Raw genomic sequence first — 21,182 nt, 5'->3', positions numbered from 1 at the left:
CGGCACCGGAAAGCGAAGGGCCCGGCTTGAGATCAAGCCGGGCCCTTCGCTGGTGAGGCGCGGGGAGTCACTCGCCGGAGGCGTGGGCGACGAAACCGGCCCAGGCGGTGGGGCGGAAGGCGAGGCGGGGGCCTTCGGCGTTCTTGGAGTCACGGACGTGGATGGTGCCGGGGGTGTTGGCGACCTCGACACAGTCCTCGCCGTTACTGCTGCTGCTGTAGCTGCTCTTGAACCATTCCAGCTCGGGCTTGCGGATCATGTCTCTCCCAGCAGTTGCTCGATGAAGTCCCGTGACTCCACAGGAGTAAGGGCCTTGGAGCGGATGATGCCATAGCGCAGCTCCAAGATCCGGAGTCGTTTGAGGTCGGAGACCGGGCGGCCGTTGAAGTCGCCGTCACTGCGCCCCACGCCCGTACCGTCCCCGAACTTCAGGATCTCGATCAGCCCGGCCGTACCGGGGTGGTCGGCACGCTCGGTCGGCATCACCTGGATCTCGACGTTGGGCAAGTCGCCCACCTCCAGAAGGTGTTCGAGCTGACGCCGAAGCACCATCTTCCCTCCGATCGGACGCTTCAGCGTCGCCTCTTCCTGGACGAAGCTGAACTCGGGCCCCGGGTCGTTCTTCAGAACCGCCGTGCGCTTCACGCGCGCCGTCACGTACCGCTCCAGGTCCGCCGGCCCGTACGCCGGACGCCATGTGCGCAGCAGCGCCCGAGAGAACTCCTCGGTCTGCAGCAGGCCGTGGACGTTGAAGTTGGAGTACAGGCTGAACTCGACCGCTCTCGCCTCCAGCTTCGCCAGGTTCCGTAGCTTCTTCGGGTATCGGACGTCCTCGACGTCCTTCTTCATCGCCGAGACCATCCCGTTCGCACCCACCACCTGGTCCGCGTTGTCCAGGTACTCCGGGCGCGGGATGCGGTCCCCTCGTTCGATCTTGCGGATCATGTCCTCGCCGTAGCCGACCATCGAACCGAAGTCGGCCGCGTTCAGACCCTTCGCCTCCCGCCACAGCTTCAGCTGGCGCCCCACGGCAGCGACCACCGCCGCGCCCGATTCGTCGCCCGGCTCCACCTCCCAGCCCGCGTCCTCTGCCGCCGCACCGTCCATCTCTTCGTTCACGCTCATGCGCGCCCACCTCCTTCGGCAGAGCCCTTCCCGTGGCGTCGCGCGAGACAGTCGAGACAGCACCGGACAGTCGCAGGACAGTAACCGTACGTAAGGGCTTGTTCGATGGGCAGCGTAGGCAGATCCCGCCACGCTGGGTGACATGAATCAGGAACCAACCCAACTCTTGGCATCCGTAAGCCAATTCGGAATCCAGCTCTCCGCCACGCGGCGCGGCGCGCGCCTGGCGCGGCTGCTCGCCGTGGAGCAGCTGCGTTCGTGGGAACTGGTGTACGCGGCGGAGCCGGCGGCCCAGATCGTCGCCGAACTCGCGGCGAACGCGGTGACGCACGGCCACGTGGCCGGCCGGGACTTCCACCTCGCGTTGCTGGCGGCCGGGGCGACGCTCCGGATCGAGGTGACGGACACGCGGGGTGACCGGCTCCCGCGCATCGCTCACGCGGGCGCGGGCGAGACCGGGCGCGGGCTGGTCATCGTCGCGGCGCTGGCGCGGAGTTGGGGCGTGTGGACCGGGCCGGTACCGCGGAAGACGGTGTGGGCCGAGGTGGCGCTGTCGCCGTAAGGGGCCGGGACGCCCGGCGGCGACACGAAAGATCTGATCATTTAGCTCGTTCGGGGGTGGTGGGGCCGAATCGCCGGAGGGACAGGGCGGACAGTCTGGATGATCTTGGTCGAGGTGCCACCGCCCGAGGTCACTCTCCGGCCCCGGGCGTCTTCCGCAGATCCTGGAGGATCCATGCGACACCCTGTTTCCCGCCGACGCGTGCAGGCGATGGCCGCCGGCTTCGTGCTGGCGGCGGCCGCGCTGCTGCCCTCGGGCTCCGCCGGTGCGGCCGACCAGTACGAGTGGGCCGCACTGGGCGACTCGTACACCGCCGGCGTCTTCGTCGGCGACCCGCAGCCCGCGCTGGGCGACGGTTCGCGGGACGGCTGCGACCGCACCACGAACTCCTACCCCGATCTCGTCGAGCGGGAGCTGGCCGAGTTCCCGCCGGGCAAGCCCGTCCGCCTGACCAACGTCAGCTGCGGCGCCGCGACCATCGCCGACATCGCCTCGGCCAAGCAGACGCCGATCAGCCCGGTCGAGCCGCCCGAGGGCGGCTGGCCCGCGGTGGACCCGCAGGTCACGCGGGCCAAGCTCAACGAGCAGACCGACGTGGTCACCATCGGCGTCGGCGGCAACAGCCTGCCCTTCGGCGGCGTGCTCCTGAAGTGCCTCGAAACGGGTGCGGTCAACAAGTCCTGCCGCGACTTCTACACCAACCCGCCGGAGGGCGAGGAGAACATCCACGACAAGCTCGCCCGGGTCCAGAACGAGTACATCGGGATGCTGGCCCACGTGCACCAGGCCGCTCCCAACGCCAAGGTGATCACGGTCGGCTACCCGGCCGTCCTGCCGGATGACGCGAGCACCTGCAACCGGCTCTCCCTCAACGAGCTCGGCGGCATCACCCGCGCCGACGTCAACTGGCTCCGCGACGACGTCCTCAAGCAGCTGAACAACACGATCAAGACCGTCACGGAATTCTTCGGCGACCGCTACGTCGACGTCTACGCCTCCAGCGTGGGCCATGACGCCTGCCAGCCCGCGGAGACCAAGTGGATCGAGGGCATCTGCGGCGACGCCGCGGACTACTGGCCCACCACGCTCCCCGGCACGCTCCTGAACTGCGGCCTCATCGGCAAGCGCGTCACCCTGGTCCACCCCAACGCCGAAGGACACGCCAACGCCGCCGCGCACGTGGAACGGGCCATCCGCATCGCGCTCCTGGAGCTCTAGCCACCGGCCCCGGCCCCGGATCCGGCTCCAACCCCGCAGCCTCCACGTCGTGGATTCCCGCGACGCGGAGGCCTACGACGTAAAAGCTTTAAAGGCCTGGGGAATCACCCTCCCAACCCCTCCGTCCTCCCCGTCGACGTCCGTCACTCGGACGGGTGACTTGAGCCAACTGGGCTGGATTTATGGCTGCTTGCCTGGCATATGCTCACGCCAGCATCACCCGACAACCCCAAAAACACGTCGGCCCCCGGCCGGGACTCGCAATCCCGATCGAGGGCCTGACCACCGAGGAAGAAGCACCTTCCTGATGGCTTCCACGCAGCCTAGCGCGCCCCCGCGCGCCTCCGGGCTCATTCATGTCAATGTCCGGCACACGACCCGCTACACCGTCGTGGGCAACCACCTCGCCCAGCACCGCGAGCTCTCACTGCTCGCCAAGGGCCTGGCCGTCTACATCCAGTCGCTGCCCGCCGGTGCCTCCGTCGGCATCAAGGCCATCGCGGCCCTGCACCCGGAGAGCGAGCTGCGCATCGCCGCCGCCCTGCGGGAGCTGGAGAAGCACGGCTACGTGAAGCGCACCAAGGAACGGCTGCCCGACGGCAGGTTCGTGCCGCGCACGATCTCGTACAACCGGCCGGGGGCTGAGCCCGAGCCCGTACGCGCGACGCCGCCGCCACCGGAGCCCGTACCGCGCCCGAAGCGGCCCGCTCCTCCCCCGCTCGTGGAACGCGACCGCCCCGCCGCCGCCCTGCTCGCGGGCCTCCGCGCCCACGAGCCCCGCCTCCTGCTCGGCGAGGCGGACATCGAACGCCTGGCGCCCGGCGTCACGGCCTGGCTGGACCGGGGCGCCCACCCCGAAGCCGTGACCCGCACCCTCACGGCCACGCTCCCGGACAACCTCGCCCACCCGGCCGGCCTCCTCGCCCACCGCCTCACGGCCCTGCTCCCGCCGCCGGTGCACATCGCCGCCCCGGCCCCCAGAGCCCGGGTGACCGTGACCTCCCCCCGCTCCCCCTTCGCCGAATGCAGCGACTGCGGCCGCCCCTTCCGCGGCGCCCCGCCGACCGACGCCCTCTGCCGCGACTGCCGCCACACGGACACCGAGGCCGCCTGAAGGGGCTGGCCGGCCGCCTGAAGGGGCTGGCCAAAGGCTGTCCCGTCAATGATCCGAGGCCGAAGCCAACGGCTGCCGGGCTCCAGGCACTGTCATGCCGGCCAGTCGGCACGGCCCCCGTCGATCAGGGCGACCATGTCCTCACCGCTGGCCAGTGCGTTGTCCACGTCGCCGTCGAAGCTCCCTTCACCGGAGACGACTCCGCAGAGTCGCGTGTTGCCGTCGTCGAAGGTGGAGAAGAACGGGCCGCCGGAGTTGCCGTGATTGAGGCTCGCCTCGGTTTCGATGATCTGTCCGTTGTCGTCCTCGTAGTCGTCTTCCATGCTCTGGCCCCACTGCACCGCGGGACGCTGGCCGCCTCCCACATCCTTCGGATATCCGACGTTGGCCCACACCTGCTGGCCCCTCCAGCTGTCCGCGAAGACGGTCGAGCCCAGATAGCCGCAGTGCACTCCTATCGGCTCGAAGAGGCGACAGAGCATGTAATCGTGGCCCACCCGGTAGTCGTCGTCGCTCTCGGCGTCGTAGTGACGCAGGTCGCTGACGTCGCTCGCCCCGAACGCCCCATTGCCGTTGTCGTACTCCGGGGCGAAGGACACCCACCAGGAGCCATTGCCGATACTGACCGAGGGTCGCAAGTGATGCGCGGTCAGCACCAGCCGGTCACCCACGAGAACACCCGAGCCGGCTTCTCCATCGCTGGTCGTGACGAGCCCGGTGCACCTCCACGGGTAGCTCTTGTCCGTCAACAACGTTCGGCCGTCGGGCGGGAACACCCCGAGCGGCGTGAATTCGCCCTTCTTTCCGATCAGGCGCTTTCGTGGGGCCGGCATGGCCGTCTCCGGTGTCAGCCGTACGGCCGCGTGAGCGGGAACGAAGCCGTCGAGCTGGAGCGGTCCTCTCCGATGGCTCGGGCGAGGGATCGTTTCTTCGGACCGTCCGGCCCGGTGTGCGACCTTCGCGCCGTTCACCTCGACGTCGACGAGCCACCCGTCCCCGGTGCGGTGGACCGCCACCTTGGGGCGCGGAGTCTCCGTGCCGGTGACGAAGGAGGTGAGCTGAGCAGGGGGTTCGCGCCCCTCTCGCTCGATCTCCGGTGCGCGGTCCCTGAGTTCCTCGGGCGTCAGGGGCCGGTGCTTCAACTCATACCTCATGCGATCACATCCCCGGTGATCCGCAGAGCATTCGAACTCGGTACGCACACATGCGCATATCGCATTCCCATACGCATACGCAGACGCATGCGCACACAGACAACATGGCGATGAGCGTGAGTGATCCGTTACCTCTCATTCTGCGCTCAGCTCGCTCGATACACCATTCGGGGCAGCGGCGCGCGCCGAGCGGGAAGCAGATCGTGATCACGGAGGGAAGGTCAGGCCCGGGACAGCAGGTCAGCCGCGCACCGCACCGAATCCTCGGCGATCACCGCGCGCACGGCAGCTCCGCCGTGATCGTGGTGGGCCCCCCGACGGGGCTGCTGACGTGGAAGGACCCGTCGAGGGAACCGACCCGCCTGGCCAGCCCGGTCAGCCCCGTGCCGCCGGCGGCGTCGGCACCGCCCAGCCCGTCGTCGGTGACGCGCACCCGCAGCACCTCGCCGACCCGGCGGACCATCACTTCCGCACGCATCGCGTTGGCGTGCTTCGTCGCATTGGTCAGCGCCTCCGAGACCACGAAGTACGCCACCGACTCCACGTTGGGCGCCACCCGCTCCTCCAGATCGACCCGCAGCCGCACCGGCAGCGGCGTACGGGCGGCCAGCCCGGACAACGCCGCGTCCAGACCCCGGTCTTCGAGCACGGCCGGGTGCAGCCCCCGTACCAGGTCGTTGAGTTCGCCGATCGCCTCCTTCGCCTCCAGGTGCGCTCTCGTGATCACCTCGCGGGCCTCACTCGGCAGGTCCGGGTGGCCGGCAATGGCCAGACCCAGGTTGACCGCGAGAGACACCAACCGCTGCTGGGTGCCGTCGTGCAGGTCGCGCTCGATCCGGCGGCGCTCCGCGTCGACGGCCTCGATCAAGTCGGTCCGGCTCACGGCCAGCTGATCGACCCGCTCCTGGAGCCGCTGCGATCGGCTGGGCCCGAGCAGCTCCAACGCCATGCGCGTCTCGGCCCCGGCCACCGCCCGCGCGATCCAGGGCAGGGCGCACAGGAGGAGGAGGCCAGCCGCTGCGTAGACCGGCAGCCGGGTCGCGTAGCCGAACCAGTCCAGGCGGATTCCGGTCGGCAGCGCCCACGACCAGGCGGGGGCGGTGACGCCCGCCAGGCACGCCGCTGCCGCCACGAGCAGCAGCAGCTCCAGCAGCGCGAGCAGCGGGCCCAGTACGAGGTGGTAGCCGATCCTGCGCCAAGGCCGCGCCGCCACGAGCCACCGGGCGACCGAGGCCCACGTCCGCCGTTCCGGCGCGGCGGGCGTGAGCCGGGGGACGTCCACACCGATGAGCCGCCGGTAGCGCGCCCGCTGAACGGCCGTCAGCACCGGGGCGACGAGCACGACCAGGACCGCCGACACGGAAACCGTGAGGAGCCAGTTCCCCGTCCTGGCGGTGGTCGTCGCCGCCCAGGCCCACACGGGCACCAGCGCCAGGTGCGGCAGCACACCAGCGGCAAGAAAGCCGGTGTCCCGCCGCGCCCGGAGGACCGTGCGCCTCAGTCCAGCTGGAATCGTCATGGCACGACGCTAGGGCACCTCAGGAGGACGGTGCCATGAAGCCTGCACCCGGTCTCATGGTGAACCTAGTACCCGGAGCCCTACTTCTTCTTGAAGCAGGCCGACTCGGTGGTGACTTCGATGAAGTCCCTCGGGTTGGATTCGTTCGGGCTCGCCTTTTGCAGACGTACATCGACGGCGAATTCTCGCCCGCTCGATTCCGCGACGATCTGGGGGCTCTTCGCGATGCTGCCGTCCACGCCGTCCTTGGTGATCCGCCAGCCGTTCCTGGGGAGCTCGCCCCGCAGCCGGTCCATGGCCTTCTGCATGTCGGCGAAGGGAACCCCGTAGACGCTCCAGGGGTGGTGGGCGCGGTAGACCCGCTCGTCCTCCGCGTAGCCGGAGCACGGTGCGATCTGCGCTCCCGCTTCGGTGGCCTTCCCCTTGAGCCCCAGCATTTCGAGGACCCGGCTGGACGCCTTCTCCGTATCGGCCTGCACCGTGGCGCTGTCGCGCACTTCCACCTTCGCCTCGCTTCCGCTCGTGCACGCCACAGCGAGCATGCAGGTCGCCACAACAGCCACAGAAACCGAAAATCGCCTAGTCAAGTTCAACCCTGTCGTAACGGCCGGCTATCACGGCTGCCTGGTTTCGAAGGCTCAGAGAGCCTTCGTCGAAGAATGCGGTGTGCCCGCCCGCGTCGCTCTTCATGACGTTGCCACCGAACGAGTCGTCGGTGGGAATGGTCCAGTTGTCACCGAGGCCCATCAGGCGACCGCCCTGCCGCACCACCTGATCGTCCCAGGGGCCGCCCATCGCCCACACGTGCTTGGCCCCGACTCCCAGGTCCGCCGCGTGGTCCGCCTGAACGCCGGGACTGCCCGCGAAGACGAAGTCGTCCATCGCGCCCGGGTCCTTCCAACTGCCGGACTGGGCCGCGACGCCGACCACCGTACTGCCGTAGCTGTGGCCGATGACCGTCGTGTGGGCCCGTGAGCCGTCGGCGCCCTCCTGGGCCGCCCTGTTGCCCTGCAGGAAGTCGTACAGGCGGGGGCCGCCCTCCTCCGCGTACTGGCCCCGCGTGGCCTGCGGAACGATGCTGTCCGGTAGTCGAGCCAGGTGATCGTGGAGACCTTCTGCCCCGGTGCGAACTTGGTGCTGTCGGCCCAGAGCCGGTCCCCGCGGCCGAGGTCCCCGTGACTGTCGTCGTCGCCGCCGATGTCCTCGATGCCGGCGAACGTACCCGGGACGTAGACGCCGACGTGATCGGCCGTGTCCGGGTTGCCATTGGCGAGGATGACCTTTCCGTCGCCGAGTCCCGTCGGGTCGAACCCGAGCAGATAGGCCTCGGGCAGACCGTGCTCGCCGGTCCGGTCGAAGCGGGCCTGGATGGCGTCCATTCCCTTCATCACGCCCTCCATCCTCGACTTCTTGTCCCCGTACTTCTCCTGCCACTCCCGCCACTCCGGCGTGATCACCGCGACGGGGTAGCCACCGTTGGAGTTCGGGGCGTACTTGGCCGGCTCCTTCGGGATGCCGTCGAGCTCCAGCCGGTACGCCGCCTTGGTCTCCGCCAGGACCATGCGGTTCGCCTCGTCGCGGATGTCGGACGGGAGCCCGTTCATCGCGCCGAGGGCGCCCGGGTGGACGGAGAGGTAATCGGCGCGCTGCTCCGGGGAGAGGGCCTTCCACCACTCGGCGTTCTGGTCCGGCGTGCCGTCCTTGGGCGGGGCCTTGATGCTGTGCAGATAGGGATCGGCGGCCTGGAGCACCCCGTCCATGTCCGACTTGGCGTCGGTCCAGTCCCGGTTGCTCACCTTCAGGTCGTCGTCCGCCTTCAGCGCCCGCAGCTTCGGCGCCCATTTCGCGTCGGCGTCCGACGCCTCCTTCAGCGCCTCGGCGATCCGGTCCGCGTAGCCGCACGCCTTGCCGAAGTTCGGGTTCGGATGGATGTTGGCGGCCTGCCGCTCCAGGGCGTCGGACGTTTCGTTCCCCGGACCGGCGCTGCCCGTCACCGTGCCGCCCTCGGCGACCTTGTCGGCGCCGGGCTTCGCGCCGGCGGGGAAGGTGACCGAACCGTCTGGGTTCACGGTGCAGTTGTCGGCCTGGGCGTCCTCAAGCGCCGCGTCCAGCTTTCGCTTGGCCACCGCCATGTCGAAGGCGAAGCCGTTCAGCGCGGTGCCGGCCAGCGCGCACTCGGTCCGCGCGTAGTGGAAGTTCGCCGACAGCTCCTTGAGTTCCCCGAGCGCCGCCTCCGCCGCCTTGCCCGACAACTCGGCACGAATGCCCGCCGAGATCCGGTTCTCGATCGCGTCCTTCGCCGTGCCGGCCGTGTCGGCGACGGCCCGGTAGCCGTCCGCGGCCTCCTCGTACTCCGCCTGCTTGAAGGCCTTCAACGTCGCCAGATCCATGGCCGCGATCACTTCCCCTTCGCCTGGCCGCCGACGGCCTCGGTGTCCGCGTACCTGGTCTTGAAGGCGGCGAGCTCGTCCACGAGGGTCGAGTCGGGCTTGGTCAGATCGTGCCCCGACTTCTCCAGCAGCCCGCCCAGGGCGTCACAGCGGCCGTTCACATCGCCGACGTACTTCTTCCAGGAGTCGAACAACTCCTTCTGCGCCGCCGCGCTCTGACACCCGGCGGTGTCGCCGAGCCCCGTCTGCCCGTCGTCCAGCTTCGACAAGGCCTTGCCGACACCGTCCTTCAGGCCCGTGACACCCTCACCGGCCTTCACCCACGCCCGCTTGTCCGACTTCAGCTCCTCCGAGGCCCCGGCACCGCCTCCCGGCTCGGCCGGAATCTGATTGAGCCGCATCGAAGAGGAACGCTGCGCCGCCACATCGGCCTTGGCCTGTTCCCATTCGTCCCACCCCATCGCAGACCCCTCCCCGTGTCCCCGTCCCGGGAACCCTTCGGCACCTCAGGCGGAGTGGCCATGATTCCCAGCGCGGAAACGCACATGCAAACGTTTGCAGGAGTCCGGCCGCAGATATGGCCGAATATCCACGTCGAGCGGGGTGCTGGCGTCTTTCGTGCGGCTGCCGGCCGAACCAGGGCGGCGACGGCAGCGGGAACGATTCGGCGGCTCGCCGCGTTGCCCCGCTGCGCTTGCTGCGACCAGCACCGCGCGACGAACAGCGAACCGAGGAGTCACGTGCCCGACACCACGCCCGGAACCGCCACCGCCGCCACCACTCCCTCCCACGTCGCCGCTCTGCCGGCGCTCGCCGCGCAGGCCGAGCGGCTGATCGCGCTCGGCGTGCACGAGCGCGCCGGGATGCCGGCCGACGAGCTGCGCGCGTTCGCCGAGCGCGCCGGCGGGGACAGGAGTGACGTCCTGCTCGCCGTCCATCCGGACCGCGTTCCCGCCTCCGCTCTCGCGCCGCTGCTCGACCGCGACGGAAAGCCGGGGTTCGTCGTCGTCGACATGACCGACGTCGACGCGTTCGCCCCGGCCGGCGGCGTCGAGGTGCCCGACGAGCCGCTCTATCTCCTCGCGGGCGTCGACCGCGGCGACCGCATGGCCAACTGGAGCCCCGAGGAGGCGCTGCCCGCCCTCGCCGAGGAGGGCCGCTCGCCGCTGATCCTCACCGAGGGCATCCACTGGGTGCTCCAGCAGCCCGCCGCCCTGGAGCGCAACCTCTGCTTCATGACCGTCGGCGCCCGGCTGCGCAAGCCGAACGGCACGTTCGACGCCCGTACCCCGGCGATCTGGATCAGCAACGGCACGGGGCGGGACGGCCGCGAGCGCCGCGACGCGCCCAAGGTCGGCTGGTGCTGGTGGGGCAACCGGCACACGTGGCTGGGCTTCGGCTCGACGACCGGCCGGACGTCGGCGGCGTAACGGCGGCAAGGGCGGCGGTCGCGTAACGGCGGCAAGGGCGGCGGTCGTCGTGACCGCCGCCCTCCGGGTGAGCGGGTGTGCGAACCGCTCGCCCCTCCTACCCCTGCTGCCGGATCGCCGAGTCGTCCGCGGCGACCTTCGCGAGGGCGTAGAAGCCCGACTTTCCGAGGCCCGCAGCCTCGGCCGTCTTCAGATTGCGCACCGCGGCCTCCAGCACGTTCGCGGCGAAGCCCGCACGACGCATGCCGGCGAGGACGGTCTCCCCGCCGTGGAGGAACACCTCCAGCGTGGCCTGGTCGGTCGTGAAGTCGCCGCTGTCGATGGCCTGCACGGCCTCCCGCGTGCCGTCCTTCAGCGCCGCCAGGACCTTGTCCGTGGCCTCGTCGAGCACCTCGCCGCCGACGCCCTGGCTCCTGGCGTAGGCCACGGCCTCCACGTAGCCGGCCAGCGCGGCGGTGTAGACGCCGCCGACGATCGTGGCGTCGACCGCGCTCGCGGCCTGCACCTGCTCGGAGGCGAAACGCATGGCCGGACCGAGCGCGCCCAGCAGCTTCTCGTGCTCGGCCCAGGCCTCGGCGTTCCCGGAGAACAGGACGTACCCGCGCTCGGTGCCGATGTCCTGCGGGAAGCAGAGGATCGCGGCGTCCAGGTAGGGCACGCCCCGCTCGGCGGCCCACGCGCCGGCGGTCTCCGACTCCTCCGTCGAGCTGGTGCCGGTGTTGAGCAGGGTCTTGCCCGCCCAGTCCTCGACGGCCTCCAGGGTCTTCAGGACCGCTCCGTACGCCGGGGCGCAGGTCAGGACCAGGCGGGCCGAGGCGACCGCCGCCACCAGGTCCGCCTCGGCCCGGATGCGGTCCGGCAGCTCGGCGGCGAGGCTCTCGGAGCGCGAGGTGTCGGGGTCGTACGCGGTGACCGACCAGCCGGCCCGTCCCAGGGCGCGGGCGATCGAGGAGCCCATGAGCCCGTTGCCGATGACCGCCACGTCGCGGTTGCTGTGTGTAGCCATGCTCACTCATTTCGCGGGAACCGGGAGCCGGAATCCGGGCATACGGGGGCAGTCCCGGTCACGTTGTGTACCGAAGAGGTCAAACTCGAATCCATTCGACTTTAAGTGGCGGGTGGATTGACCGTCAATCCGGTGCGGCCGTCCGATGCGGCCGTCCGATGCGGTGCGGAAATTCGGTTCACAGGTGCGGGACCGCCGCGCCGGTCGCTCTCCGGAAATTCTCTTTGCCGTGTCAGCAAAATCGCTGGGCCGCGGACGCCGTCCGGACCGACCCTTGCCGGGCACCGTTCCCGGACCCCGGAGGCCGACCGTGACCGCTACAACACCCCTCGCCCCACCGCCCGTTCAGACCGCGCTGAGCGCGCGAAGACGCTGGACCGTGCTCGCTGTCTGCTGTCTCAGCATGTTCCTGGTGGGCCTCGACACCACCATCATCAACGTGGGCCTGCCCGCCATCGGGCGCGGGCTCGGCACCGGCACGCGCGGGCTCGAATGGATCGTCGACGCCTACACCCTCGTCCTGGCCGGTCTCCTGGTCACCTCCGGCGCGCTGGCCGACCGCTTCGGGCGGCGCCGCGTCTTCCAGACCGGCCTCGTCGTGTTCGGCGCGGCCTCGCTGGTCTGCGCGGTCGCGCCGTCGGCGGGCGTGCTCGTCGCGGCCCGGGCCGTACAGGGTGTCGGCGCGTCGATGCTCAGCCCCGTGGCGCTCGCGATCGTGGTGAACGCGATGCCGGACCCGAAGGAGCGGGCGCAGGCGATCGGCGTCTGGGCCTCGGTGTTCGGCCTGAGCATGGCCGCCGGGCCCGTGACCGGCGGCGCGCTGCTCGCCGGGCTCGACTGGCGGGCACTGTTCTGGATCAACGCGCCCGTCATCGCGGCCGCGTTGCTGCTGAGCGCGGTCTTCGTGCCGGAGTCCCGGGGGCAGCGGGCCCCGGGACAGCCGGCCCGGCGGCTCGACCTGCCCGGGCAGGTGCTGCTGACCGTGCTCCTCGCGGCCGTGGTCGGCGTCCTGATCGAGGGGCCGCGCATCGGCTGGACGTCGCCGCTCGCGCTCGCGGGATACGCGTGCGCCGCCGTGGCGACCGCCGCGTTCGTGTGGGTCGAGTCCCGCCGCAGCGAGCCCCTCATGGACCTGCGGCTGTTCCGGCGGCCGGTCTTCGGCGGCGCCGTCGCCGGCGCCGTCGCCGTCTTCGTCGCCCTCAACATGACGCTGCTCCTGAACACCCTCTACCTCCAGCACACCCGCGGCTGGACACCGCTGGCCGCCGGCCTGGCCACCCTGCCGCTGGCCGCCGGGGCGACCGTCTGCGCGCCGTGGTCCGGCCGCATGGTCGGCCGTACGGGACCGGGGCTGCCGCTGCTGCTCGCCGGCGCGTTCATCACGGCGGGCGGACTGTGCCTGGTCCGGCTCACCCCGCACACGCCCGTGCTCCTGCTGCTCGCCGCGTACGCGCTGATCGGCGTCGGATTCGGCTTCGCGAACGCCCCGATCACCAACACCGCCGTCAACGGCCTCCCGCCCGCCCGGGCCGGCGTCGCCGGGGCGATCACCTCCACCGCGCGGCAGATCGGCGCCGCCCTCGGCATCGCCGTCGCGGGCGGCCTGGTCACGGGCGCCGGCCCGACGCAGCTCGCGCAGGCGTCCCGCCCGGGCTGGATCCTCGTCTGCGCGTGCGGCGTCCTGCTCTTCCTCGTCGCCCGCCTGTCCCGGCCGAAGCCGCCCGCCGACGCCTGACCGTCAGCCGTCTCAGCCGTCTCAGCCGTCTCAGCCGTCTCAGCCGTCTCAGCCGTCTCAGCCGTCTCAGCCGTCTCAGCCGTCTCAGCCGTCAGCGCAGGATCTCCGCCCGCGCCCGCTCGTCCGCCGTCCCGATGTCCCAGAAGCGGACGATGCCCCGCGCGCCGGCGTACGCGCCGGTGCCGCCGGTGATGGCCATGTCGAGCGGGGCGGTGCCGCCCTTCGTCCAGAGCGACTGCATCGTGAGCGAGCCGCTCTCGACCTCCATCGTCAGGACGCACTGCGAGGTGGTCTCCGCGCCGGACAGGGCGATGACCTGACACTGTCCGCCGCCGCGCCCGACACCGCGGCCGTCCTTGATCGCCGTACCGGAGTAGACGTCCATGTCGCCGAGGCTCGGCCCCGCCGGGCCGAGGTCCACGGCCGTGTACTGGTCGTTGCGGACCTTGAGTTCGAGGATCTCGACGCGGTCGCGCTGCCGCGGGGCGTCGGCGTCGGCGTTGCCCACCGCGGCGAATCCGATCGCGGCGGTGGCCATCGAGGCGGCCAGGACCCTCGTGAGCGTCACGCGTCGCCTGCCGCCGCTCGCCCTGCCGCTGCCCGTCTTGCCGTTGCCCGTCGTGCCGTTGCCCGTCGTGCCGCTGATTGCGTCGGGGACCATGGCGGAGCCTCCTCGTCGTGAACCGCGTACGTGAACTCCGTACGCGAACCGTGTACGCGAACTCCCCTGACGCTATGACCTGTTGGGCCGCGTCCTCCAAGACCAATTCGGCTATCGCGCCATGTCGCCGAGGGCATGACCGGGCCACCTGGCGACGGCGGGCACCGCGGGCACCGCGTTGGCTGCCGGGTGGACCCTGAGGACCACCCGGCAGCGGCGGCGGGACGGAGTGGCGGCGACCACCACCCCGGCCGTCACAGGCTCCGGGCCGTGATGTCGCCGCGCGAGGTGGTGGCGCGGATCGCGAGCTCGGTGGTGCCGTCGTTGCGCAGCGCGTTGTCGACGCGGCCGTAGTCGGTGCCGGCGTCCAGCGCCGCCGAGACGCCGGCCGCCGCGGCGACGGTGATGTCGCCGTCCTGGGTGCGGAGCACGACCGTGCCGCGGCCGGCCTCGGCGACGCGGATGTCGCCGCGGTCGGTGCGGATGTCGGCGGAGCCGGTGAGGCGGCCGATCTCCACGTCGCCGTCCATGGCGGTGAGGCGGACGCTCGCGGCCTCGTCGATCTTGATCTGGCGGTACGCGCCGTCGAAGGCCAGGTCGCCGAGGCGGCCGACCACCCGGAGCTCGGCGGCGCCCGCCTTGGCCTCGACGCCGGAGCCGGCGGGGAGCTTGACGGTGATCTCCAGGGAGCCGGTGGAGCCGAGGAGCTTGCTGGCGGGCTCGGCGGCGCGGATCCGCAGGATGCCGTCGTCGTAGCTGACGGTGGTCTGCTCGGCGGCCTTGACGTCGCGGTCCTTGCCGGGGTTGGCGGGGAGGACCTCGACGGTGGTGTCGGAGCGGTCGGCGGCGATGAACTGGACCCGGCCGGCGGGGATGTCGAGGACGGCGGTGATCGGGGCGGTGGTGGCGAACTGCTGCATCGTTCTCTCCTGTGTCCTGCTGTTCTCGTCGGCGTTTCCGACATGGGAAAAGCTACGTTGCTTTCCAGATCTCGGCAACATGCTCGTTGCGCAACTTCCCCATAAATGCAGGTCAGATGAGGAAAAGTGTTGCAACGAGTTCTCGCCTAACGCAACGAACCCCCTCCCAGTCATTGCAATGGATTGAAGGTGAACGCTAGGCTGGCACCCGCAACGGCCCGCGACACCAACCGACCCGCGACACGAACCGAGGAGACCGCACATGCCGGGAGGCAGGCTCACCCAGCAGGAACGCCAGCAGATCGCGCTGGGACTGGCCGACGGCCTCGCCTACGCCGAGATCGCCCGCCGCCTCGAACGGCCGACGTCCACGATCACCCGCGAGGTCATGCGCAACGGCGGCCCCACCTCCTACCGCGCCGACCTCGCCCACCGCGCCACCGAGCGCCGCGCCCAGCGCCGTACCCCCGCCGCCGCCAAGGGCTCGCAGGCGGTGCCCCAGCCGCACGGGCGCGACGCGGAGGCCGTGCGCGCGTACGAGGAGACGCTGACCACCGTCCTCATGCACTCGGGCCTGCCCAAGATGATGGCCCGCGTCATGGCCTGCCTCTACACCACCGACGCCGGCAGCCTCACCGCCGCCGAACTCGCCCAGCGCCTCCAGGTCAGCCCGGCGTCCGTCTCCAAGGCGGTCACGTTCCTGTCGACCATGGAACTCGTCCGCCGCGAGCGCGACGAGCGCCGCCGCGAGCGCTACTTCGTCGACGACGACCTCTGGTACCAGTCGATGATCCGCAGCGCCCGCGACAACAACACGTTCAGCACGGCCGCCCGCGAGGGCGTCGCCGTCCTCGGCGCGGGCACACCGGCCGCCAACCGCCTCGAAAACGTCGCCCGCTTCCTCGACTTCATCTCGGAGAGCCTGCTGCGCGCGGCGGAGCAGGCCCGCGAGGTGCTCTACACGAAGGCCGAGGACGACGAATCCCGGTGAACGCGAAGGCCGCGCCGCCGGAGCCGTGCTCCGGCGACGCGGCCTCGCGCGTCATGCGTAATGCGCGTCATGCGTCATGCGCGTCATGCGTCGTGCGTCGTACCTCGTCGCGCTTCGGCCGACCAGCCGGCCGGCCGACTAGGCGGCCATGACGCAGAACAGGTGACCCTCCGGGTCCGCCAGGACGGTCCAGCTGTCGCCGCCCGGCTGGAACTCCGGCTTGGTCGCGCCCTCCGCGAGCAGCTCCTTCACCGCGAGCTCCGGGTCGGCGACCTTGAAGTCCAGGTGGACGTGCTTGCCGGCGTCCGGCCAGGCCGGGCCCTGGTAGCCGTCGACGTGCTGGAAGGCCAGCTGGACCGGGCCCTGGCCGACGGAGGCCCAGGAGTCGTCGGCCGAGTTGATCTCCCAGCCGGTGACCTTGGCGTAGAACGCGGCGAGCGCCTGGGGGTCGGCACAGTCGAGGACGATCGAGCTGAGCTGTGCGTTGACGGCCATGGATGGTTCCCTTCGTGTCTTCACGTGGCCTCCAGCATCCGCCGCGACCGCCCCCGCGGTCTTGAAGATCCTTGCGGGCGAACCCCTTTCGTCACCGGACCGCACCTGACCGTCAGTCCCGGCGCGTAGTGTCCGCAGCATGCTGTCCGCCTCGCCCCTCGCCCGCCGGCCCGAGTTCACCGTGTCCGTGGTCGGGTGCCGCTCCGACCACACCCGGTGGTCCGAGCCGGAGACCCACGACAGCCACCGTCTCGTGCTGGTCCGCACCGGCCGCTTCCGGCGCCTGGCCGACGGCGCCGACGCCGATCTCGACCCGACCATGGCCTACTTCGGCGCGCCCGGCGAGGAGGAGCGCTTCGCTCATCCGGCCGGCGGCGACACCTGCACGTCGATCACCTTCCGGCCCTCCCTCCTCGAACGCACGCCCGCCGCACGGACCGTGTACGTGGACGCGCGCGTCGATCTCGCCCACCGCCGCCTGGTCGCGGCCGCCGGCTCCGGCGACGTCGAGTACGCGCTGACCGAGGAGCTGCTGCGGCTGGTCACGGCGGCGTCCGGCGAGACGGCGGGCGCGCGGGAGACCCGGCCGCGGGCGGCGGCCGACCGGGCGCTGGCCGCCGCCGCGCGCGAGGCGATCCTCGAAGGAGCTGTGGAGTCCGCCGAACTCGTCGGCCTCGCGGCCCTGTTGAAGGTGTCGCCGTACCGGCTGAGCCGGGTCTTCTCCCGGCAGATGGGCGTCTCGCTGACCCGCTACCGCAACCGCGTCCGCGTCACCCGGGCCATGGAAGGCATCGCCGAGGGCGCGACCGGCCTCGCCGAGCTGGCCACCCGGCTCGGCTTCTCCGACCAGGCCCACCTCACCCGTACCGTCCGCGAGCACGTGGGCCACACGCCGACCGCCCTGCGCCGGCTGCTGGGCACGGCGCGCTGAGCGCCCGCTCCGGGGTCAGCGGATGCCGGAGTCGCAGCGCAGCGTGACGTCCGCGTACGCACCGGCGCGGACCGTGACGCCGACCGGCGGGCAGGGGCGCCCGCGCGGGCCCTCGGCCGTCACGGTGTACGTCCGGGGCGCCACGGCGACCCGGAAGCGGCCGTCGGGCCCGCTCCGCACGGTCGCGGCGACCGTCCCGTCCTGCCGCACCACCACGGTCGCCTCGGTGGGCCGCGCGCCGCAGTCGCGGCCGGGGACGCCTTCGACCGGGCAGGCCGGCCAGAGCACGACGACTCCGGTGATCCCGGACGACGGTGTCGCCGACGGCGCCGGCGGCGCTGCCGGCGTGTGCTGGCACATGACGAGCGCGGGCAGGGCGAGCAGGAGCCCGAGCGGCCGGAGCCCGGGCAGACGGGTCCGGTCGGGTGCGTGCCCCCGGCACCGGCGCATGTCCCGCCACCTCCCGTCCTCGTCCCTTCCACCATAGGCACGGCGGAGGCGGAGGAGCGTGCCGCCGCTCCTCCGCCTCGGTGAGTGTCCTGGTGGTGCCCTACCGGCCTAGCAGAAGCCGAGGCGGCCGATGCGCGAGGCCCACTGGGTCTGGCTGTTCTGCCGCTCGTTCACGATGAAGGCGCGGTTGCCGACGTCGCAGCCGGTGGCGGGGCTGGGGTCGATCGAGACCGCCGAGTAGTCGCCCCAGCGGCCGACGGTGTCCGAGTCCGGGTTGTAGAAGGTGGACGCGGTCGGCCCGAAGGTCGCGCCCCCGGTGAAGTTGACCGGGTCGGAGGCCAGGCGGCCGCTGCCCTTCACCCTGACCTGGTGCGGGGTGGGGCCGGTGTCGGTGGCCGTCCAGGTGACGAAGAACCGCCCGATGGGGTTGTCGAGGGTGCCGCCCACGGCGGAGCCGGCGATCGACGGGTTGAAGTCCGACGACGTGGTCGTCTCGTAGAAGAGGCCGCTGGCCGTCAGGGCACTCGTGCCGGTGTTGATCTGGTACCACTTCGGCGTCGGCAGGCTGCCACCGATGGTGTGGACGTTGAGGAGCTGGTTGCCGATCTGCGTGCTGTTGTTCTGGAAGCGCGCGTCCAGCGTGTCGAGCGTCTGGTCCGTGCCCGGCTGCGCGGCGGGGGCGGGGGCGCTGAACGCGGTCACCGTCACATCGGTCGGGGCCGCGACGGTCACGCCGCTGCGGCCGAAGTTGCTGGCCTTGAACAGCTTCAGGTGCGTGTTGTCACCGACGCCCGCCGCCACGAGGAAGGCGTTCGTGCTGTTGTCCTCCACGATCGGGGGCGCCACCGTGCCGGGCGTGCCGAGGTCGAACGCCGGGACGCTGAAGCCGAGCCCGTTGTAGAGCTGCGCCTTGCCGATGCCGAAGGCCCACGAGCCCGTGTACGCGACGTCGCTGAACTCGTTGGCCGTCATGATGACGGCGTCCTGGTCGAGGCCGAGCTGCGGGTAGTCGAAGAAGCCGCCGAGGCCCGAGACGTCGAACTGGGAGACGTAGTACGCGCCCTTGGGGTCCGAGGTCTTGGACACGGCGATGAAGGCGTACTGGGCGCCGCCGGCCTCCGGGAACGCCTCGGCGCTGATCACCCAGCGGTTCCACGTCTTGTCGTAGACGACACGCGGGTCGAAGATCGTCTGGTCGGTGTAGCCGAAGAAGCTGGCGAAGGAGGTCTTCTTCTGCAGCGTGCCGGTCGTCTTGGTGTAGACGCTGACGCCCTCGCCGTTCGTGACCTCCACGAAGTTGACCTTGCCGGCGGCTCCGTGGGTGTCCGGCGGGTAGAGGGAGGTGTTCTGGCTCGCGCCCTCGTAGCTGAACGACTTCCCGGGCGGGGCCAGGACCGGGGCCTGCCCGATCCGGTTGCCGACGCCCGGGCGCTTCACCTCCGGCGTCGTCCGGGCCGCCAGCTCCAGCTCCCGCTCGGTCGCGGTGAGGCGGGGCCCGGTCACTGGTCGCGGGTGCTTCGGCTGGGCCTGGCCGGCAGGAGTGTGCTCCTTGGGCGCGTGCGAGGTCAGCCACTTCTTGGCCGGTGCTGCGGCACTCTTCGCGGCGGCGCCGTCCGCCGGCTGCGAGCTCGTCGCGGCCTGGGCCATGCCGACGCCCATCGCGAGCGCGGCCACGGTGGCCAGCATGGTGCGGCGGACTTTTCGTGTGGTTGCCAAGGTGATTCCTTCTCTCCCGGAGCCGGACGGCACGGCCGCGGGACTCGCGCGGCCACTCGGCATCGTGGGCGCCGGAGAGAGGAGAGCGGACGCACCCGGTGTCCGTTTCGCCGTGTTTCATCCATTCGCTGGCCGCCCTATCGCTGCAACGGCCGGAAGCACCCGACGGGAACCCTTGTCCGCTCAGCGAACACCCGTGACCGGTTTCCATCTTGACGGAATATCAGACTCCCGCTGAACATTCGTCTCACAGAGCCCTGCGCACACAGCACCGCAACCCGCACAGCACCGCAACCCGCACAGCTCCAACGCCTCGCGCCACCCACGACGCGAGGCGCTCGTACGTTCCGTCCCATCCCCAGTTCGGAATCCGGAGCCCCCACATGAAACTCTCCGCGAGACTTTCCGCCCTGGCCGGCACCTCGGCCCTGATCGTCGGCGCCCTCGCCGGCGCCGCGCCCGCCACCGCGGCCGCGTCCGGCACCGCCGCCGTCACACCGCCCGACATCTCGGTGGCCAACGTCAAGCAGCACCTGGCCGACCTGCAGACCATCGCCACCAACAACGGCGGCAACCGGGCCCACGGCCGCACCGGCTACAAGGCCTCCGTCGACTTCGTGAAGGCCAAGCTCGACGCGGCCGGATACACCACCACGCTCCAGCAGTTCACGTACAACGGCGCCACCGGCTACAACGTGATCGCCGACTGGCCGGGCGGCGACCCGAACCAGGTCGTGATGTCCGGCTCGCACCTCGACTCGGTCACCGCGGGGCCCGGCATCAACGACAACGGGTCCGGCTCAGCCGCCATCCTGGAGACCGCGCTCGCCGTCTCCCGCGCGCAGCTCCAGCCGACGAAGCACATACGCTTCGCCTGGTGGGGCGCCGAGGAGCTCGGCATGGTCGGCTCCCAGTACTACGTGAACAACCTGGCGGCCGCCGACCGCGCGAAGATCAGCGGCTATCTGAACTACGACATGATCGGCTCGCCGAACCCGGGCTACTTCGTCTACGACGACGACCCGACCCTGGAGCAGACCTTCAAGACCTACTTCTCCGGTCTCGGCATCGTCACCGAGCCCGAGACGGAGGGCGACGGCCGCTCCGACCACGCGCCCTTCAAGAACGCGGGCATCCCGGTCGGCGGACTGTTCTCCGGCGCCGACTACATCAAGACCGCCACCCAGGCGCAGAACTGGGGCGGCACGTCGGGCCAGGCGTTCGACCGCTGCTACCACGCCTCGTGCGACACCTCGGCGAACATCAACGACACCGCCCTGGACCGCAACTCGGACGCCATCGCCTACGCGGTGTGGAACCTGGCGACCGGTACGACCACCCCGCCGACCGGCACGGTCTTCCAGAACACCACCCCGGTGGCCATCCCGGACGCCGGTGCCGCGGTGACCTCGTCGGTGACCGTCTCCGGCATCACGGGCAACGCGCCCAGCAGCCTCCAGGTCGGCGTGAACATCAGCCACACCTGGATCGGTGACCTGGTCGTCGACCTCATCGCGCCCGACGGCTCGGTCTACAACCTGCACAACCGGACCGGCTCCAGCACGCACGACATCAACAAGACCTACACCGTGAACGCCTCCAGCGAGGTCGCCAACGGCGTCTGGAAGCTCCGCGTCCAGGACAAGGCGGCGTCCGACACGGGCACGATCAACAGCTTCAAGCTGACCTTCCCGTAAGGCGGTTCGCGCACGAAAAAGCTCCCGGGCGGGCCGGTGACCATTGCCCCCGACCCGCCCGGGCCCCA

At 70.9% G+C, this 21,182-nt stretch carries 20 protein-coding genes and 1 pseudogene; 8 read left to right on the top strand and 13 right to left on the bottom strand.

The genetic code is table 11. The features are described 5' to 3' along the window. Positions 1–67: 67 nt before the first annotated feature. Positions 68–259 (bottom strand): DUF397 domain-containing protein, encoded by a 192-nt coding sequence (locus ACFYU9_RS12365; RefSeq protein ID WP_389344495.1) that lies wholly within the window; start codon positions 257–259, stop codon positions 68–70. Further along, positions 256–1,125, bottom strand: a complete 870-nt coding sequence (locus ACFYU9_RS12360; RefSeq protein ID WP_389344493.1) for a helix-turn-helix domain-containing protein — start codon at positions 1,123–1,125, stop codon at positions 256–258. The genes ACFYU9_RS12365 and ACFYU9_RS12360 overlap by 4 nt, the downstream gene beginning before the upstream one ends. Positions 1,126–1,267: 142 nt before the next feature. On the opposite strand from ACFYU9_RS12360, the gene ACFYU9_RS12355 reads away from it, so the two are divergent. The 3 genes from ACFYU9_RS12355 to ACFYU9_RS12345 all read left to right on the top strand — a co-directional run bounded on the left by ACFYU9_RS12355 (position 1,268) and on the right by ACFYU9_RS12345 (position 4,019). Further along, positions 1,268–1,687 carry an ATP-binding protein gene (locus tag ACFYU9_RS12355; RefSeq protein WP_389344491.1) on the top strand — a complete coding sequence of 140 codons (420 nt, stop codon included), beginning with the start codon at positions 1,268–1,270 and terminating at the stop codon, positions 1,685–1,687. Positions 1,688–1,861: 174 nt separating this feature from the next. After that, a complete protein-coding gene (locus ACFYU9_RS12350; protein WP_389344489.1) occupies positions 1,862–2,905 on the top strand; it encodes an SGNH/GDSL hydrolase family protein in 1,044 nt (347 codons plus the stop codon). A gap of 307 nt (positions 2,906–3,212) precedes the next feature. Next, positions 3,213–4,019, top strand: coding sequence for a helix-turn-helix domain-containing protein (locus tag ACFYU9_RS12345; protein WP_389344487.1), 807 nt, complete (start codon positions 3,213–3,215; stop codon positions 4,017–4,019). A gap of 92 nt (positions 4,020–4,111) precedes the next feature. On the opposite strand, the gene ACFYU9_RS12340 is transcribed toward ACFYU9_RS12345, so the two are convergent. The 5 genes and pseudogenes from ACFYU9_RS12340 to ACFYU9_RS12320 form a co-directional block, all read right to left on the bottom strand. Then, positions 4,112–5,173, bottom strand: a complete 1,062-nt coding sequence (locus ACFYU9_RS12340; protein ID WP_389344485.1) for a trypsin-like serine peptidase — start codon at positions 5,171–5,173, stop codon at positions 4,112–4,114. A 271-nt stretch (positions 5,174–5,444) separates the two neighbouring features. Continuing rightward, the gene (locus ACFYU9_RS12335; RefSeq protein ID WP_389344483.1) at positions 5,445–6,692 is read right to left on the bottom strand and encodes a sensor histidine kinase; all 1,248 of its coding nucleotides are present in this window, start codon (positions 6,690–6,692) and stop codon (positions 5,445–5,447) included. Positions 6,693–6,772: 80 nt separating this feature from the next. Continuing rightward, positions 6,773–7,234, bottom strand: a complete 462-nt coding sequence (locus ACFYU9_RS12330; protein ID WP_389344481.1) for a hypothetical protein — start codon at positions 7,232–7,234, stop codon at positions 6,773–6,775. Between the two features lie 37 nt (positions 7,235–7,271). Next, a pseudogene (locus ACFYU9_RS12325) lies at positions 7,272–9,082 on the bottom strand (alpha/beta hydrolase). An 8-nt stretch (positions 9,083–9,090) separates the two neighbouring features. Next, the gene (locus ACFYU9_RS12320) at positions 9,091–9,543 is read right to left on the bottom strand and encodes a hypothetical protein (protein WP_389204886.1); all 453 of its coding nucleotides are present in this window, start codon (positions 9,541–9,543) and stop codon (positions 9,091–9,093) included. Between the two features lie 279 nt (positions 9,544–9,822). On the opposite strand from ACFYU9_RS12320, the gene ACFYU9_RS12315 reads away from it, so the two are divergent. Then, positions 9,823–10,512 (top strand): DUF5701 family protein, encoded by a 690-nt coding sequence (locus tag ACFYU9_RS12315; RefSeq protein ID WP_389344479.1) that lies wholly within the window; start codon positions 9,823–9,825, stop codon positions 10,510–10,512. 97 nt (positions 10,513–10,609) lie between these two features. On the opposite strand, the gene ACFYU9_RS12310 is transcribed toward ACFYU9_RS12315, so the two are convergent. Next, complete coding sequence (locus ACFYU9_RS12310; protein WP_389344477.1) at positions 10,610–11,518, bottom strand: NAD(P)-binding domain-containing protein; 909 nt, start codon at positions 11,516–11,518, stop codon at positions 10,610–10,612. Between the two features lie 229 nt (positions 11,519–11,747). Here ACFYU9_RS12310 and ACFYU9_RS12305 point away from each other — a divergent pair, with 229 nt between their 5' ends. Beyond that, positions 11,748–13,253, top strand: coding sequence for an MFS transporter (locus ACFYU9_RS12305; protein WP_389344475.1), 1,506 nt, complete (start codon positions 11,748–11,750; stop codon positions 13,251–13,253). Positions 13,254–13,344: 91 nt separating this feature from the next. Here the strand turns inward: ACFYU9_RS12305 and ACFYU9_RS12300 are convergent, their stop codons facing one another. Together ACFYU9_RS12300 and ACFYU9_RS12295 are read right to left on the bottom strand one after the other, a co-directional pair. Continuing rightward, on the bottom strand, positions 13,345–13,914 hold the full coding sequence (locus tag ACFYU9_RS12300) for a hypothetical protein (protein ID WP_389344473.1): 570 nt from the start codon (positions 13,912–13,914) through the stop codon (positions 13,345–13,347). Between the two features lie 254 nt (positions 13,915–14,168). After that, a complete protein-coding gene (locus ACFYU9_RS12295; protein ID WP_389344471.1) occupies positions 14,169–14,834 on the bottom strand; it encodes a DUF4097 family beta strand repeat-containing protein in 666 nt (221 codons plus the stop codon). 262 nt (positions 14,835–15,096) lie between these two features. Here ACFYU9_RS12295 and ACFYU9_RS12290 point away from each other — a divergent pair, with 262 nt between their 5' ends. After that, entirely contained in the window at positions 15,097–15,825 is a 729-nt protein-coding gene (locus ACFYU9_RS12290; protein WP_389344469.1) for a helix-turn-helix domain-containing protein, read from the top strand. Between the two features lie 138 nt (positions 15,826–15,963). Here ACFYU9_RS12290 and ACFYU9_RS12285 read toward each other — a convergent pair whose 3' ends face one another. Then, positions 15,964–16,320 carry a VOC family protein gene (locus ACFYU9_RS12285; RefSeq protein WP_389204893.1) on the bottom strand — a complete coding sequence of 119 codons (357 nt, stop codon included), beginning with the start codon at positions 16,318–16,320 and terminating at the stop codon, positions 15,964–15,966. Positions 16,321–16,459: 139 nt separating this feature from the next. Here ACFYU9_RS12285 and ACFYU9_RS12280 point away from each other — a divergent pair, with 139 nt between their 5' ends. Then, positions 16,460–17,251 (top strand): helix-turn-helix transcriptional regulator, encoded by a 792-nt coding sequence (locus ACFYU9_RS12280; RefSeq protein WP_389344467.1) that lies wholly within the window; start codon positions 16,460–16,462, stop codon positions 17,249–17,251. A gap of 15 nt (positions 17,252–17,266) precedes the next feature. Here the strand turns inward: ACFYU9_RS12280 and ACFYU9_RS12275 are convergent, their stop codons facing one another. Both ACFYU9_RS12275 and ACFYU9_RS12270 read right to left on the bottom strand, forming a co-directional pair. Further along, positions 17,267–17,701, bottom strand: coding sequence for a carboxypeptidase-like regulatory domain-containing protein (locus ACFYU9_RS12275; protein WP_389344465.1), 435 nt, complete (start codon positions 17,699–17,701; stop codon positions 17,267–17,269). 108 nt (positions 17,702–17,809) lie between these two features. Then, positions 17,810–19,417 carry a hypothetical protein gene (locus tag ACFYU9_RS12270; protein WP_389204896.1) on the bottom strand — a complete coding sequence of 536 codons (1,608 nt, stop codon included), beginning with the start codon at positions 19,415–19,417 and terminating at the stop codon, positions 17,810–17,812. Positions 19,418–19,800: 383 nt separating this feature from the next. On the opposite strand from ACFYU9_RS12270, the gene ACFYU9_RS12265 reads away from it, so the two are divergent. Further along, complete coding sequence (locus ACFYU9_RS12265; protein ID WP_389204897.1) at positions 19,801–21,114, top strand: M28 family metallopeptidase; 1,314 nt, start codon at positions 19,801–19,803, stop codon at positions 21,112–21,114. Positions 21,115–21,182: the final 68 nt, after the last annotated feature.

Source organism: Streptomyces sp. NPDC004327 (assembly GCF_042873935.1).
GTDB lineage: Bacteria > Actinomycetota > Actinomycetes > Streptomycetales > Streptomycetaceae > Streptomyces.
This window is presented reverse-complemented; position numbering and strand designations above follow the sequence as displayed.

Excerpts from the sequence above, each read along its gene's own strand:
- ACFYU9_RS12355 (WP_389344491.1), top strand. The coding sequence starts at position 1,268 with ATGAATCAGGAACCAACCCAACTCTTGGCATCCGTAAGCCAATTCGGA.
- ACFYU9_RS12345 (WP_389344487.1), top strand. The coding sequence starts at position 3,213 with ATGGCTTCCACGCAGCCTAGCGCGCCCCCGCGCGCCTCCGGGCTCATT.
- ACFYU9_RS12365 (WP_389344495.1), bottom strand. The coding sequence starts at position 259 with ATGATCCGCAAGCCCGAGCTGGAATGGTTCAAGAGCAGCTACAGCAGC.
- ACFYU9_RS12295 (WP_389344471.1), bottom strand. The coding sequence starts at position 14,834 with ATGCAGCAGTTCGCCACCACCGCCCCGATCACCGCCGTCCTCGACATC.
- ACFYU9_RS12350 (WP_389344489.1), top strand. The coding sequence starts at position 1,862 with ATGCGACACCCTGTTTCCCGCCGACGCGTGCAGGCGATGGCCGCCGGC.
- ACFYU9_RS12330 (WP_389344481.1), bottom strand. The coding sequence starts at position 7,234 with ATGCTCGCTGTGGCGTGCACGAGCGGAAGCGAGGCGAAGGTGGAAGTG.
- ACFYU9_RS12300 (WP_389344473.1), bottom strand. The coding sequence starts at position 13,914 with ATGGTCCCCGACGCAATCAGCGGCACGACGGGCAACGGCACGACGGGC.
- ACFYU9_RS12275 (WP_389344465.1), bottom strand. The coding sequence starts at position 17,701 with ATGCGCCGGTGCCGGGGGCACGCACCCGACCGGACCCGTCTGCCCGGG.
- ACFYU9_RS12335 (WP_389344483.1), bottom strand. The coding sequence starts at position 6,692 with ATGACGATTCCAGCTGGACTGAGGCGCACGGTCCTCCGGGCGCGGCGG.
- ACFYU9_RS12360 (WP_389344493.1), bottom strand. The coding sequence starts at position 1,125 with ATGAGCGTGAACGAAGAGATGGACGGTGCGGCGGCAGAGGACGCGGGC.
- ACFYU9_RS12310 (WP_389344477.1), bottom strand. The coding sequence starts at position 11,518 with ATGGCTACACACAGCAACCGCGACGTGGCGGTCATCGGCAACGGGCTC.
- ACFYU9_RS12340 (WP_389344485.1), bottom strand. The coding sequence starts at position 5,173 with ATGAGGTATGAGTTGAAGCACCGGCCCCTGACGCCCGAGGAACTCAGG.
- ACFYU9_RS12280 (WP_389344467.1), top strand. The coding sequence starts at position 16,460 with ATGCTGTCCGCCTCGCCCCTCGCCCGCCGGCCCGAGTTCACCGTGTCC.
- ACFYU9_RS12290 (WP_389344469.1), top strand. The coding sequence starts at position 15,097 with ATGCCGGGAGGCAGGCTCACCCAGCAGGAACGCCAGCAGATCGCGCTG.
- ACFYU9_RS12265 (WP_389204897.1), top strand. The coding sequence starts at position 19,801 with ATGAAACTCTCCGCGAGACTTTCCGCCCTGGCCGGCACCTCGGCCCTG.
- ACFYU9_RS12320 (WP_389204886.1), bottom strand. The coding sequence starts at position 9,543 with ATGGGGTGGGACGAATGGGAACAGGCCAAGGCCGATGTGGCGGCGCAG.
- ACFYU9_RS12285 (WP_389204893.1), bottom strand. The coding sequence starts at position 16,320 with ATGGCCGTCAACGCACAGCTCAGCTCGATCGTCCTCGACTGTGCCGAC.